The organism is Bradyrhizobium sp. 956_D2_N1_4 (genome assembly GCF_052076025.1).
Classification (GTDB): Bacteria; Pseudomonadota; Alphaproteobacteria; order Rhizobiales; family Xanthobacteraceae; genus Bradyrhizobium; species Bradyrhizobium barranii.
The window spans coordinates 3,701,760-3,714,710 of record NZ_CP197237.1; the positions used below are offsets into that span (position 1 = coordinate 3,701,760).

The 12,951-nt window shown below is 61.4% G+C and carries 12 protein-coding genes; 4 read left to right on the forward strand and 8 right to left on the reverse strand.

The window, feature by feature from the left end:
• Positions 1–169: 169 nt before the first annotated feature.
• Positions 170–1,171: a Bug family tripartite tricarboxylate transporter substrate binding protein gene (locus tag AB7535_RS17345; RefSeq protein WP_223153533.1), complete on the forward strand. Its 1,002-nt coding sequence runs from the start codon at positions 170–172 to the stop codon at positions 1,169–1,171.
• Positions 1,172–1,499: 328 nt separating this feature from the next.
• On the opposite strand, the gene AB7535_RS17350 is transcribed toward AB7535_RS17345, so the two are convergent.
• From AB7535_RS17350 to AB7535_RS17365, 4 genes are all read right to left on the reverse strand, one after another.
• The gene (locus AB7535_RS17350) at positions 1,500–2,093 is read right to left on the reverse strand and encodes a DUF6647 family protein (protein WP_439036697.1); all 594 of its coding nucleotides are present in this window, start codon (positions 2,091–2,093) and stop codon (positions 1,500–1,502) included.
• Between the two features lie 334 nt (positions 2,094–2,427).
• A complete protein-coding gene (locus tag AB7535_RS17355) occupies positions 2,428–2,943 on the reverse strand; it encodes a hypothetical protein (protein WP_439036698.1) in 516 nt (171 codons plus the stop codon).
• A gap of 61 nt (positions 2,944–3,004) precedes the next feature.
• Entirely contained in the window at positions 3,005–3,466 is a 462-nt protein-coding gene (locus tag AB7535_RS17360) for a YybH family protein (protein ID WP_063983016.1), read from the reverse strand.
• A 193-nt stretch (positions 3,467–3,659) separates the two neighbouring features.
• Positions 3,660–4,325, reverse strand: coding sequence for a hypothetical protein (locus AB7535_RS17365; RefSeq protein WP_441279796.1), 666 nt, complete (start codon positions 4,323–4,325; stop codon positions 3,660–3,662).
• A 981-nt stretch (positions 4,326–5,306) separates the two neighbouring features.
• Between AB7535_RS17365 and AB7535_RS17370 the strand changes: the two genes are divergently transcribed.
• A complete protein-coding gene (locus tag AB7535_RS17370; RefSeq protein WP_135213831.1) occupies positions 5,307–6,740 on the forward strand; it encodes a DUF1254 domain-containing protein in 1,434 nt (477 codons plus the stop codon).
• A 205-nt stretch (positions 6,741–6,945) separates the two neighbouring features.
• Positions 6,946–7,245, forward strand: coding sequence for a hypothetical protein (locus AB7535_RS17375; protein WP_063983013.1), 300 nt, complete (start codon positions 6,946–6,948; stop codon positions 7,243–7,245).
• Between the two features lie 83 nt (positions 7,246–7,328).
• On the opposite strand, the gene AB7535_RS17380 is transcribed toward AB7535_RS17375, so the two are convergent.
• Positions 7,329–8,108, reverse strand: a complete 780-nt coding sequence (locus tag AB7535_RS17380) for a helix-turn-helix transcriptional regulator (protein WP_085400303.1) — start codon at positions 8,106–8,108, stop codon at positions 7,329–7,331.
• A 109-nt stretch (positions 8,109–8,217) separates the two neighbouring features.
• Here AB7535_RS17380 and AB7535_RS17385 point away from each other — a divergent pair, with 109 nt between their 5' ends.
• On the forward strand, positions 8,218–9,297 hold the full coding sequence (locus AB7535_RS17385; RefSeq protein WP_167767919.1) for a zinc-binding dehydrogenase: 1,080 nt from the start codon (positions 8,218–8,220) through the stop codon (positions 9,295–9,297).
• 131 nt (positions 9,298–9,428) lie between these two features.
• Here the strand turns inward: AB7535_RS17385 and AB7535_RS17390 are convergent, their stop codons facing one another.
• From AB7535_RS17390 to proS, 3 genes are all read right to left on the reverse strand, one after another.
• On the reverse strand, positions 9,429–10,133 hold the full coding sequence (locus tag AB7535_RS17390; protein ID WP_028153958.1) for an ABC transporter ATP-binding protein: 705 nt from the start codon (positions 10,131–10,133) through the stop codon (positions 9,429–9,431).
• A gap of 7 nt (positions 10,134–10,140) precedes the next feature.
• Complete coding sequence (locus AB7535_RS17395; RefSeq protein ID WP_014494909.1) at positions 10,141–11,421, reverse strand: lipoprotein-releasing ABC transporter permease subunit; 1,281 nt, start codon at positions 11,419–11,421, stop codon at positions 10,141–10,143.
• A 73-nt stretch (positions 11,422–11,494) separates the two neighbouring features.
• Positions 11,495–12,814: a proline--tRNA ligase gene (gene proS / locus AB7535_RS17400; RefSeq protein WP_135213833.1), complete on the reverse strand. Its 1,320-nt coding sequence runs from the start codon at positions 12,812–12,814 to the stop codon at positions 11,495–11,497.
• Positions 12,815–12,951 lie beyond the last annotated feature (137 nt).

Consider the following 12,951-nt stretch of genomic DNA (forward strand, 5'->3'; position numbering starts at 1 on the left):
CTACCATCCTCGGGACGGCACAATTTGCTCAGGAAGCAATCCATGAGCACGACCAACGGCTTGCCGTACCGCGCAGCAGTGCCCCGAGCAGCGGCTCAGGATTCAACGTAGGGCCGTCCGCTTGAAGGACCGGCAGCAACGCCACGACGCGCGTCCTCGGAATACAAACATGATGGAGACCGTGATGGCATTGAAGATCACGCGCCGCGCCTTCATCGCAACCGGCGCAGCCACCATCGCTTTGTCGTATCATGATAGCGGGTGGACGCAGACCTGGCCCTCCCGGCCGATCAAGATTGTTTGCGCCTATCCCGCCGGCGGACTTGCGGACACCCTCGCGCGCGTCTACGGCGAATACCTCTCCCAGAAGCTCGGCCAGCCGGTGATAGTTGAGAATAAGGCGGGTGCCAGCGGTTCGATCGCTGCAGCAGCCGTGAAGCAATCGCCACCGGACGGTTACACGTTACTCCTCGCCATCACCGCAACTCTGGTGCAAAGCCGCGTGCTATTCAAGACTTTGCCATACGACGCCGACAGGGACTTCGCGCTCATTTCCAGCATGTCGGCAGGATACCTGCCATTGGTCGCCTATAAGGCGACCAATGCCACCAATTTAAAGGAGTTCGTCGAATACGCCCGCAGGAACGTGACCAACGTCGGGACCTTCGGCGCAGGCTCCTACCCTCATATCGTCGTTGCAGAGCTCAACAAGCAGTACGGGCTGCAGATGAAAGCCGTGCACTACCGCGGCGAAGCGCCGATGTGGCAGGACCTCGCGGCCGGCGTGCTCCAGGCGGCGATGGGGAGTTACGCCAATGCCGTCAACGCGCTGGAATCCGGAGTTGGGAGGGCAATCGCCGTGCAGACGAGGACGCGGAGCAGAAAGCTTCCCGACGTTCCCACATTTTTCGAGCAGGGTGCCGAGTCCGAGCTCTTTGCTATGACCGGTTACGCCTTTCTTGCCGGTCCCATCGGCATGCCGCAGGACATCGTGGAGCGTGTTTCCGGCCTGATGGTAGAAGCCGGCAAGACTGACAAGATACAGAAGCTGCTCGACGCGTACGGCATCGATGAGTCCGCTCAAGGACATATCGCGTTCAGAAAGCTGTACGACAGCGAAACGCCTCCCTTGGTGGCTGCCGTGAAGGCATTGGGGCTGACGCCTGAATAGCGTGCAGATGCCGGCGCCCGTCCGCCTTGCAGATCGCCGCGGGCCAGGAGCGGACCTGTGCGCCACCGGCTCGATGGATGAACCCGTCACCTCAGGAGAACTCAGGGAACAAGCACCGCTGGCATTGGTCCTGTTGGCAGCGGTACAAACTGATTCTGCTGCCCCGGAGCCATCGCCAGGATTGCCAATGCAACTGCGAGGACCGCCAGGAGTCTGGCCATCAATCAAATCCGCTGAAGATCTTGCTGGTACGTACGAGATGATCTTGGCACTGCGCTCCTTTTGGAAAGGCAATCGTTCGACAGCGACAGGGATCGACCGGTCACAATCAATACATGCATGCCGAAGTTATCAGCACCGTGAACATGTCGACGTCGAACTCGTTCTCCAGGCTAAGTCCGAACCGCTCCAGCCATTTATCCTGAGCCAGGTAGGCCAACTTCTCTCGCGCCTGTGGGCAGACAAATTTGAGCCCTCCAACATTCTGAAGGTGATGGACCATTTCGTGTACCAGGACCGATTGGTCGGTCGGCGAAGTGCCGCCCCAATCATCAGGAAGCAGGATCGTTCTCGTCTCGTTGTCGTAAAGTGCAACGACCTCGCGCTGAGCTAGTTGCCCATCGCTTTCCATGAAGCCTTGCAAAGAAGTACGGTCCCTTGCACGCAACCTCGCAAGCTCCATCTTCGACGCAAATTCAACGACGGGACGCTGCTTGATGGCAGGCAGGTCGAAATTCGATGAGAGCCAAGTCACAATGTCATCCAACAGGCCTTCCGCAAGTTGAGCTGCATCAGAATGCAACGAAACCGAACGCGACTCGGCGGACGCGCCGCGCTCCAAAGCATATTCGCAATCGGCTTTAGAGGATGTGGCTAACGTTAGGGAGGCTATCGCCGCGACCAAGAGGAATTGCTTGAACATGACCCTCTCCTCAGAGGCTGTTCGAAAAACACTCTTCAGAAAATCAGTCGGCAGTAGAATGGCTGGAACATAGCACTTGCCTGGCGACGTCGTTGTGAACCCATTCACACCCAAAGAACTCACAACGCCGCCGGTCACCGAACATGCTGGCGAGCGGCGTACCTCGTACTTCACCGGGACACCGGCCGGCCGTTCAGCAGACGACGGAACCACGTCGCTAGTGCGTGACATCGGACATGAGCGCCAGGGCAAACCGTTCAGAAGACGTTGCTGCCTTGGCATCCCGAACTGCAGCAATCAAGGCCGTACGCCCGCTGGAATTCGGCGGACGAGCCTAGTTCGTCTTGACGAACTTGTACGTCCCCTTCTTGTGGCCAATGACCTGACTGATGCCATCGAAGTTGCTCTTGAGAGGGTCGATGGTGACGACGAGCGCGGCCTGGAGACCTTCGAATTTGCCGGTCCCACCCGTTATGTTGCAATTGTTGGGGGATGCGGGCATCCAGTCGCATTGCTCGAACAACTGGTCGCCGTCCTTGTCGACGTAAGTACAGAACCCGTGAATTTCGGCGGTCTTCGCAGACGGATCCGTCAGGCGGCTGAGCTGACAACGTCCACCCATGTTGTTGAGTACAGGATTTCCCGCCTCGTTTGAGGCTGCCATGGCTTGGTTCATGACAGCAAATTCTCTGCCGCCGCCGATCGCCATCGGCTTGGGAGCAGGAATCGGCGTCGCGGTGAATATGACCGAGACGGGGCCCTCCGGCGGCATGCTCTGAGCCTGGGCACTCGTCGTTGCCAGAACTGATGCGACTAAAAGCAATGCGAGGTTTGCGTGCAAAATGGCCATCGTTGACTCCCTTTGGGGTGGCGCAGAGAACGATTGCGGGCAGAGAAGGCTTTGCCTTGAGTTACTTTGCGGCCTGCTGCGGCTGGGGCGGCGGCGGTTTGGGGACCGACGTGAGCATGCGAATCTTCCATTGCCCGTCCTCACGAACATCGAGAGCGGTCCAAACAACGGTGAAGTCTATGGGAGCGCCTGTCTCGCTGTTGCCGGTAACGCGAGATTCGCCGGTGACCAAAGCCATGCTTTCTGACAATGACTGAACCTCGATCGTCTTGACCTCGAGGCGACTGACTCCCGCCTTGAAAGCGTTCTCATAGTATCTGGCATTGTCCACGACGCCGTCTTCCGTCACACGCATATAGTTCTTGGTGTAAAGCGAAGTAATCCCGGCAGCGTCCTTGTTGCTGAAGTACTGCTCGTATGCTGAACCTATCTTTCCAAGTTCTTCCTTGAGATTTTGATCTGACGCAGTCGCAGGAATTGCCGATAGTAACAGTGAGATGCATACAGCTCCGAATCCGCGCATGATGTCACTCCCTACTGTTGACGCCGCTCCAGACGAGACTTGAGACGAGGCTTGCCTCCATCCCCGTGAACTCCCGACGCCGCTGCATTTGAGCCGGCAGCCTCGTTGTTCTCCATGGACAGGAAATCTCCCTTGATCTGACGCAAGGAATTTTCTCCGCAGTCAGCGCTGCTCGAAACTTGGTTGTTCGTCTTCATGGTGGCAGCAGAGCGGCCGCGATTCCGCCGCTAAGGTCAGGCGGCCGCACGAAAAGAAAACGGGAGGTCGCCGGTATTTCAGCGTCATCTCGGCCGTCCTGGCCGATCAGGATCAATCCGGCTCCGCCATTTGCCACGTTGAGAACCACGGGCTCTCCGCTCCACGTCTTGATCGGCTGCATTCCCACGATGAGGAATTCGCCCATGGGCTGATCAAGATATTGAAGGCGCAATTGCGGACCGACCTCCGCGGCAGCAAGTTCAAGGCCGAGTTGTCGGGCCCGCGCGTAAATGACGGCCAGAGGCACGCTATCGGTTTTGAAGCCGAGCTGGACCGCGGATACCACCAAAAGCTCCACGTCCATCTTGTTAGAACTGACGGTAAATGCCGGTCGAGCGAGAACTTCCGCGGCCAACCCGCCGATATTGCAACCCACGGCATCCAATGCATTGCGCAACGCGAAGGAGTTGCCAAAAGTGCCGACCGCAATCGTCTTCCAAGTCGGAACGTCGCGGGCGGACCCGATGAGTTTTTGCGGCAAATCAACTGCACGAACTTTGCCGAGTTTCAGTTGATTCTGTAACACGTCGCGCGCCGAGCATTGTCCCCACGCCCTGGGCGCGAACTGAAACAAGGAAGCGGCACAGAGCAATGCAACCATCAAGCAATGGCTGCCCCACCTCGCGTTCAGATGGTGATGTGGTGCGGCACGATCCGCGTGGCTTGTCAGAATGCACATGTCGAAGATCGACTTGCTGCAAAGTTCAACTGAAAAAAGCCCGCCTCCGAGTCAATGGGAAGAACGGAGGCCAATGAAAAACATCGTCCGACCGCACTCAAAAGGGGGGCCGGAGGCGGGACACGATTGGCTCAACTATTCCAACTTCAAATGAACGGGCGGCGGTCCGTAAGCCCGATCGCCCGCCGCATCAAACCGAAACGGAATGACGTGCTCAAACGTAGCACCACGAGTCCCTCGGTACAATCAGCAACTCCGCCCACCAGCGTGCATTGCGATCACTCGATCGCGCTTCGCCGCGAACACCACTCTGAGGCCGCAGACGTTTGTCATAGGTCACAAGCCGCGACTGTTCGCCGCAAGCTCATCGGCGACAATCGCCCGATCGCGCCGTCGCGCGTCCGTCGGCCGCGCCCTCGCCCGCATCGCCACTCCGTATTTCACCGGGCAACGTGACGATCCCTGTGCCTATCACAATCGGCCGCGCGCAAACGCCGGAGTATTCATCGAGCTATTCTCGGCAGATGGGCTCACATCGTCAGCGTCCGACCTCAAGACGATGAATCATCGGATGAAGGGCTGCTCCATTTCGAGCACACGAGGTTGCAATCCAATGACGATCCGGCGCTGAAGCTCGTCATCTAAACGCCGGTCTCGGGCGTCGGCTCACGATCGCCTGGCGTCAGCTTTTGAGGGCCAAGCGGAGCGCAGCGATCCGTCAGAGCAACGCCGCTCGTGACCCGTCGGCGGACGTCCCTTGATCTAGATCAACCAGAACGCGGCGCTTCGCCGCTTAGCTGGCTCAACCTCCTTTGCCTGAGTTGGAGGGAATAGGAAAACACCCGCAGTGGCGGCACTACATCGCCCCACTCGGCCAATGCAGCGAATTTCTGGAGAACCCTTATGCAAAAGCATCTGTTGTCGCTTGCTGCGATCCTGTCGGGTTTGAGTCTCATCGTGTCGACATCGACCCCGAGCGCCGCTCAATCGATTTCTGCGGAAGAGGCACAAGCGATCGCTGCGGAGGCCTATGTTTACTTCTATCCGCTCGTGACGATGGACCTGACGCGCAAGCAGCTCATCAATTCCGATCCCAAAACTGCGGCAATAGGCGGTCCTCCGAACACGTTCGACAATATCCAGGCCTACCCGACCGCAGACATGAAGGCGGTGGTGCGGCCCAATTTCGACACGCTGTATTCGAGCGCCTGGCTCGACCTGACCCGCGAACCCATGGTCGTTTCGGTTCCCGATACCGGTGGCCGCTACTACCTGCTGCCGATGCTCGACATGTGGACCGATGTGTTCGCGTCGCCGGGATGGCGTACGACAGGCACCAAGGCAGCGAATTTCCTGGTCGTGCCGCCGGGCTGGAACGGAAACGTGCCGGCGGGATTCGCACGTATCGACGCGCCGACGCCTTATGTCTGGATCATCGGCCGCACCAAGACCGATGGTCCTGCCGACTATGCTCCGGTTCACGAGGTGCAGAAGGGGTACAAGATCACACCGCTATCTGGGTGGGGTAAGCCCCCGGTCGCCGTGACACAGACCATCGATCCCAACGTTGACGTCAAGACGCCGCCGAAGCTGCAAGTCGACACGATGGCAGGCGATAAGTTTTTTGCCTATGCGGCGGAGCTATCCAAGGTCCACCCGCCACACATCACAGATGAGCCGATCATCGCGCGCATGGCGCGGATAGGGCTCGAACCGGGCAAGACGTTCGATATGACCAAAGCCGATGCGACGATACGGAAAGCTATCGAGGATGCGCCGGCTCAGGCGCAAAAACTGATGGCATGGAAAGTCCCTACGCTGGCGCGCGTCACAAATCACTGGTCCATGAACACGGACACGATGGGCGTCTACGGTAACTACTACTTGAAGCGCGCGATCGTCGCGCAGCTCGGACTCGGCGCTAATCTGCCGGAGGACGCGATCTACCCGAACAGTGTTGGCGATGAAAACGGCAAGCCGCTCGACGGCGCAAACAAATACATCGTCCGCTTTGCCAAGGACGCGGTGCCGCCGGTCGAGGCATTCTGGTCAATCACCCTGTATGACGATGAAGGCTTCCAGGTTGCCAATCCACTCAATCGCTTTGCGGTGAGCAGCTGGATGCCGTTCAAGCGCGACGCCGACGGATCGCTCACGCTCTACGTCCAGAATGACAATCCGGGCGGCGATCGCGAAGCCAACTGGCTGCCCGCGCCCACAAGCCCGTTCAACCTCACCATGCGTCTTTATGCGCCAAAGTCGGAGGCATTGACCGGCGTGTGGAATCCACCCGCCATCAAGCGGGTCGATAGTGAAACCGTTGGCCGGCAGCAATGACAATGCCAAGGGAGCCCGGCTGGGCAAGGCACGCGCGGCGCATTTAAAGCGCCCGAGAAAGGGCAGAGTTGATTCCGCCGCGAAGCCTGAACCAGGATCACGCCGCCGAAGACGAACCTTCATCGAGATCGAACGGGAGGTTCGCTCCTCAAATGTCGCTCGATACATGCCTCTTGGACAGTTTACACAGCTATGGAGGTAGCCCATGCCGATCGTTCAATTTACTCGCTTCAAAACCGACAAGGTCGAGGAAACGGTCCAGATCATCCGGCAGGCGAAGAAAATCTTTGAAAAACACGGTGCCGAGTTTCTTCGGCTCTCCCGTTTCCACACCGGTCACTGGGCAGGAGAGTTGCTGGTTACGACGCGCTACTCCAATTGGGAAGTCTACGGCAAGGTGCAGGAGGCCGTGGCAAAGGACCCGGAGTTCGCGCAGCTGCAGGCTGATGGAATGAAGATTGCCGAACTGCAGGGCCGCAACATCGCCGTCAGCATCGATCTCTAGTCGGGGCGCCGCCCCGCAAACCACAATAAGCGCGGAGGCCGCCGGACATATGCCGGTGGCCTTCCCGATCTGATGACTGCGTTCTACGCTCCGACCGGCGTATAGATCACGAGCTTCAGCGCGGGATCGTCGTTGGCCTGAAAACTCGTGTGCTCGAAATGGAGCACGCCCAGAGTTGGATGAGACATCGTCTTGAGGCCCGAGGCGGTGCTGCGGATCTCGTGGGCTTCCCACCATTTGACGAATTCCGGGCTGCCCTGCCGCAGCCGCGTCAGCAACTCCGCAAAGGCGGGATCGCCGGCCCAGACGTCGTGGGTGGCGCGAAACATCGCGACCATGCGCTTGGCGACCTCCGCCCAGCCCGCGCCGTAAGCCTTGCGCGTCTGCTTGTTGGTCATCATCAGGAGCATCGTGTTGCGATCCTCCTCCGGTAACCGGCCGAACGCAAAAACCTGCTCGGCGGCTTCGTTCCAGGCCAGCACGTCCCAGCGCCGCCCGGTGATATAGGCCGGATGCGGCAGGCTCTCGATCAGCCGCAGGATCGGCGGCGGCACGATCTCGCGCGTGAACGCCCGCTTGTCGCCGTCGCGCGCCAGCGCCTTGAGATGCGCATGCTCGGTCTTGCTCAGCCGCAGCGCACGGGCGAGCGCATCGACGGTGGTGACCGACGGGCTGACGGTGCGCCCCTGCTCGAGACGGATGTACCAGTCGACACCGATGCCGGCGAGCTGGGCGACCTCCTCGCGGCGCAGGCCCGCGGTGCGCCGGCGGCTGCCCGCGGGAAGACCGACCGTCTTCGGCGTCAGCTTTTCGCGGCGGGACCGCAGGAAGTCGCCGAATTCGATACGGCGCGGGTCGGCCATGATGTTGCGCTCCGATGGAGGGCCTTCGTAATACTAGGATAATACCAGGCCTTCCTGACCTTTCCAAGGCGGCGCATATGCCCTTTCACCCGACTTTGAGGTGAACATCATGAAAGCTGCCGTACTCAAATCCTTCGGATCGCCGCTGGTGATCGAGAATGTGCCGGAGCCGGTGCTCGGCACCGGCGAGGTCATCGTAGACGTCGTCGCCACGCGCGTCCTGTCCTACATGAACGAGGTTTTCAGCGGCGAACGAAACTACGCGCTCGACCTGCCGATCATCCCGGGTCCCGGCGGCATCGGCCGGGTGTGCGCGATCGGCCCGGACGCGACCAAGCTCGCCGTTGACGACTGGGTGTTCTGCGACCCGACGGTGCGTTCGCGCGATGACATCGTGGCGCCCGATATCGCCCTGCAAGGGCTCACGGCCGCCGGCCCCGGCGGTATGCGCCTGCAACGGCATTTTCGCCACGGCTCCTATGCCGAGCGGATGCGCGTGCCGACCGAGAATGTGAAGCGGCTTGGCGCGATCACGTCCGCGGAAGCCTCGCAATGGTGCGCGCTGGGGACGGCGCTGGTGCCCTATGGCGGCTTCCTCGCCGCCAACCTTCAGCCCGGCGAGACCGTGCTGGTGAGCGGCGCCACCGGCAATTTCGGCAGCGCGGCCGTCTCCGTCGCGCTCGCGATGGGCGCGGCCTGCGTGGTCGCGCCCGGTCGCAACGACAGGATTCTGGCCGACCTCGTCCGCCGCTTCGGCGATCGGGTGAAGCCGGTGAAGCTCACCGGCAACGAGAGCGACGACTGCGAAAGCATGAAGCGCGCCGCGCCGGGGCCGATCGACTGCGTATTCGACATCATGCCGCCCTCGGTCAGCACGACCGTCGTACGCGCGGCGATCATGACGGTGCGCGCTTACGGTCGCGTCGTGCTGATGGGCGGCGTCGGCATGGCGGGCGGCGCGGGCCTCGATCTGCCCTACCCCTGGATCATGCGCAACTGCATCAGCATCCACGGCGTCTGGATGTATCCGCCGGATGCGGCGAGCCGCCTGATCGCGCTGGTGCGCGCGGGATTGTTGCGGCTCGACGAATACGAGGCGACGGCGTTCGACCTCGACCACGTCAACGAGGCGGTGGAACACGCCGCAGCGAATGGCGGGCCGTTCAGATTGACGGTGATCAGGCCATAACGGCCCCGCCGCTGCGGCGATGCGCCGTCGCAGCCGATAGGCTCGACATGTCAAATGGCTGGAAGGCGTCACCCCCGATCGTAGCCGGCCAAGGCCGGCTACTGTGCATGGGGTTGTTTTCGCAGTTTTTATTATTCGAGCTCGACGACCTGGCCGTTCGACAGCGACACGCGCCGGTCCATGCGGCCGGCGAGCTCCATGTTGTGGGTCGCGATCAGCATGGAGACCTTGGTCGCCTTGACCAGTTGCATCAGGGCCTGGAAGACGTGATCGGCCGTGTGCGGATCGAGGTTGCCGGTCGGCTCGTCCGCGAACAGCACGCGCGGCGCGTTGGCGACCGCGCGCGCAATCGCGACGCGCTGCTGCTCGCCGCCCGACAGTTCCGCGGGCCGATGGGTGATGCGGTCGCCGAGGCCGAGATAGCCGAGGATCTCCTTGGCGCGCTTGACGCTCTCCGACTTCTTCAGGCCGCGGATCATCTGCGGCATCATCACGTTCTCGAGCGCCGAGAACTCCGGCAGCAGCCGGTGCGACTGATAGACGAAGCCGATATCGGTGCGGCGGAGCTGGGTACGCTCGATGTCGGGCAGCTGCGAGGTCGGCGCGCCGTTGACGTAGACCTCGCCGGAATCGGGTGCTTCAAGCAGCCCTGCGATGTGCAGCAACGTCGATTTGCCCGAGCCCGACGGCGCGACCAGCGCCACCGATTGCCCGGCCCACAGCGCGAGCTTGGCGTTGTCGAGGATCGTCAGCGGCACCTCGCCCTGCAAGTACTGCCGCTTTATCTCGTGGAGATAAATGACCGGTACATCTTCCGCCCCCTGCTGGCTCTCCATCAGCCCCTCACTCGTACCGCAGCGCTTCGACGGGATCGAGGCGCGCGGCGCGCCACGACGGGTACAGCGTCGCAAGGAACGACAGCGTCAGCGCCATGATGACGACCGCCGTGGTCTCGCCGACGTCGATCTCGGCGGGCAGCTTCGACAGGAAGTAGAGCTCCGGCGAGAACAGCTCGGTGCTGGTCAGCCAGGACAGGAATTGCCTGATGGACTCGATGTTGAGGCAGATCACGAGGCCGACGAAGAAGCCGACCAGCGTCCCGACCACGCCGATCGAGGCACCCGTGATCAGGAAGACGCGCATGATCGAGCCTTGCGAGGCGCCCATCGTGCGCAGGATCGCGATGTCGCTGCCCTTGTCCTTCACCAGCATGATCAGGCCGGAGACGATGTTGAGCGCGGCGACCAGCACGATCATGGTCAGGATCAGGAACATCACGTTGCGCTCGACCTGGAGCGCGTTGAAGAAGGTCGAGTTGCGCTGCCGCCAGTCGACCAGGAACACCGGCCGGCCCGCGGCCTCCGTCACCGCCTTGCGGAAGGCGTCGATCTTGTCGGGGTTCGTGGTGAACACCTCGATCGAGGTGACGTCGTTGCTGCGGTTGAAATAGGCCTGAGCTTCGGCCAGCGGCATGAACACGAAGCCGAGATCGTATTCGGACATGCCGATCTCGAACACCGCGACGATCTTGTAGGGCTTGATGCGCGGCGTCGTGCCCATCGGGGTGACTGCGCCCTTCGGCGCCACCAACGTCACGCTGTCACCGGCATGCAACGACAGCTGGTCGGCGAGGCGGCGGCCGATCGCCACCCCCTGCCCGTCGTCAAAGCCCTCGAGCGAGCCTTGCTTGATGTTCTTGGCGATCGAGGTGAGGTTGTTGAGGTCATCGGAGCGGATGCCGCGCACCAGGACGCCCGAGGCGTTCCACGGCGAGGACGCCAGCGCCTGGCCGTCGACCACGGGCGCTGCGAGCCGGATGCCCTGGACCTGGCTGAGGCGGTCGGCGACGTCCTTCCAGTCGGTCAGCGGCGATTCCAGCGGCTGCACCAGGATGTGGCCGTTGAGGCCCAAAATCTTGTCGAGCAGCTCTTTGCGGAAGCCGTTCATGACAGCCATGACGATGATCAGCGTCGCCACGCCGAGCATGATGCCGAGGAAGGAGAACCCGGCGATGACCGAGATGAATCCCTCCTTGCGGCGCGCCCGCAGATAGCGCGCCGACAGCATCCACTCGAATGGCGCAAATGGCGCGGTTTGCTTGGTCTCGGTCATGGTCTCATCCATCGCTCGATAATCCCATGATTCGGGGTCAATTGTGGCCGGATTGGCGGCCGCGATATCGCGCGATGAACAATATTCAGCCGACCAGCCGGGCGACCGCGTCCGCAGGCGACATCGTCTCGCGGGAGCCGTCACTGCGCTTCTTGATCTCGACCTTGCCCTCGGCGAGGCCCTTCGGCCCGATCATGATCTGCCAGGGGATGCCGATCAGGTCGGCGGCGGCGAATTTGGCGCCCGCGCGCTGGTCGGTGTCGTCGTAGAGCACGTCGACGCCCTTGGCGGTGAGCTCGGCGTAGAGCTTCTCGCAGGCCGCATCGACCGCGGCATCGCCCTGCTTGAGGTTGAGAATCGACACGCGGAACGGGGCCACCGCCTCCGGCCATTTGATGCCGGCATCGTCATGGCAGGCCTCGATGATGGCACCTAACAGGCGCGAGACGCCGACGCCGTAGGAGCCGCCATGGATCGGCACATCGACACCGTCGGGGCCCGCAACCAGCGCCTTCATCGCGTCGGAATATTTCGTGCCGAAATAGAAGATCTGCCCGACCTCGATGCCGCGGGTGTTCACCCGCTTGTCAGCAGGCACCTCCTGCTCGAAGCGCGCGGCGTCGTGCACGTCTTCCGTCGCCGCATAGACCGAGGTCCATTGCTTGATGATCGGCGTCAGGTCGCTGTCATAGTCGACGTCCTCGCCCGGCACCGGCAGGTCCAGCACGTCGCGATTGATGAAAACGCCGGATTCACCAGTCTCCGCAAGCACGATGAACTCGTGGCTGAGATCGCCGCCGATCGGGCCGGTCTCGGCGCGCATCGGGATCGCCTTCAGCCCCATCCGCGCGAAGGTGCGCAAATAGGCGACGAACATCTTGTTGTAGGAGACGCGCGCTGCGGCCTCGTTGAGGTCGAAGGAATAGGCGTCCTTCATCAGGAACTCGCGGCCACGCATCACGCCGAAACGCGGACGCTGCTCGTCGCGGAATTTCCATTGGATATGATAGAGGTTGAGCGGCACGTTCTTGTAGGACTTGACGTAGGCGCGGAAGATCTCGGTGATCATTTCCTCGTTGGTCGGCCCATACAGCAGCTCGCGCTTGTGGCGGTCGGCGATGCGCAGCATCTCCGGACCATAGGCGTCATACCGGCCGCTCTCGCGCCAGAGGTCCGCGAGCTGGAGCGTCGGCATCAACAGTTCCAGCGCGCCGGAGCGGTCCTGCTCCTCGCGCACGATCTGCTCGATCTTCTTGAGCACGCGGAAGCCGAGCGGCAGCCAGGCATAGATGCCGGCCGCCTCCTGCCGGATCATGCCGGCGCGCAGCATCAGCCGATGCGAGACGATCTCCGCCTCTTTCGGATTTTCCTTCAGGATGGGCAGAAAGAATCGCGACAACCGCATGGCAATACTCTGGGAATCAGTGATCGCCTGCAGTGAAAGCGGATTGGGAGCGAAAACACAAGACCGGGAATGAGGAAAAGCCGCTAAGGCGGCGGAATTCCTGTCATTTTTCCGTTGCCTTCAGGTTCAGCATGAAC

Excerpts from the sequence above, each read along its gene's own strand:
- AB7535_RS17395 (WP_014494909.1), bottom strand. The coding sequence starts at position 11,421 with ATGGATGAGACCATGACCGAGACCAAGCAAACCGCGCCATTTGCGCCA.
- AB7535_RS17350 (WP_439036697.1), bottom strand. The coding sequence starts at position 2,093 with ATGTTCAAGCAATTCCTCTTGGTCGCGGCGATAGCCTCCCTAACGTTA.
- proS (WP_135213833.1), bottom strand. The coding sequence starts at position 12,814 with ATGCGGTTGTCGCGATTCTTTCTGCCCATCCTGAAGGAAAATCCGAAA.
- AB7535_RS17375 (WP_063983013.1), top strand. The coding sequence starts at position 6,946 with ATGCCGATCGTTCAATTTACTCGCTTCAAAACCGACAAGGTCGAGGAA.
- AB7535_RS17380 (WP_085400303.1), bottom strand. The coding sequence starts at position 8,108 with ATGGCCGACCCGCGCCGTATCGAATTCGGCGACTTCCTGCGGTCCCGC.
- AB7535_RS17365 (WP_441279796.1), bottom strand. The coding sequence starts at position 4,325 with ATGGTTGCATTGCTCTGTGCCGCTTCCTTGTTTCAGTTCGCGCCCAGG.
- AB7535_RS17390 (WP_028153958.1), bottom strand. The coding sequence starts at position 10,133 with ATGGAGAGCCAGCAGGGGGCGGAAGATGTACCGGTCATTTATCTCCAC.
- AB7535_RS17355 (WP_439036698.1), bottom strand. The coding sequence starts at position 2,943 with ATGGCCATTTTGCACGCAAACCTCGCATTGCTTTTAGTCGCATCAGTT.
- AB7535_RS17360 (WP_063983016.1), bottom strand. The coding sequence starts at position 3,466 with ATGCGCGGATTCGGAGCTGTATGCATCTCACTGTTACTATCGGCAATT.
- AB7535_RS17345 (WP_223153533.1), top strand. The coding sequence starts at position 170 with ATGATGGAGACCGTGATGGCATTGAAGATCACGCGCCGCGCCTTCATC.
- AB7535_RS17370 (WP_135213831.1), top strand. The coding sequence starts at position 5,307 with ATGCAAAAGCATCTGTTGTCGCTTGCTGCGATCCTGTCGGGTTTGAGT.
- AB7535_RS17385 (WP_167767919.1), top strand. The coding sequence starts at position 8,218 with ATGAAAGCTGCCGTACTCAAATCCTTCGGATCGCCGCTGGTGATCGAG.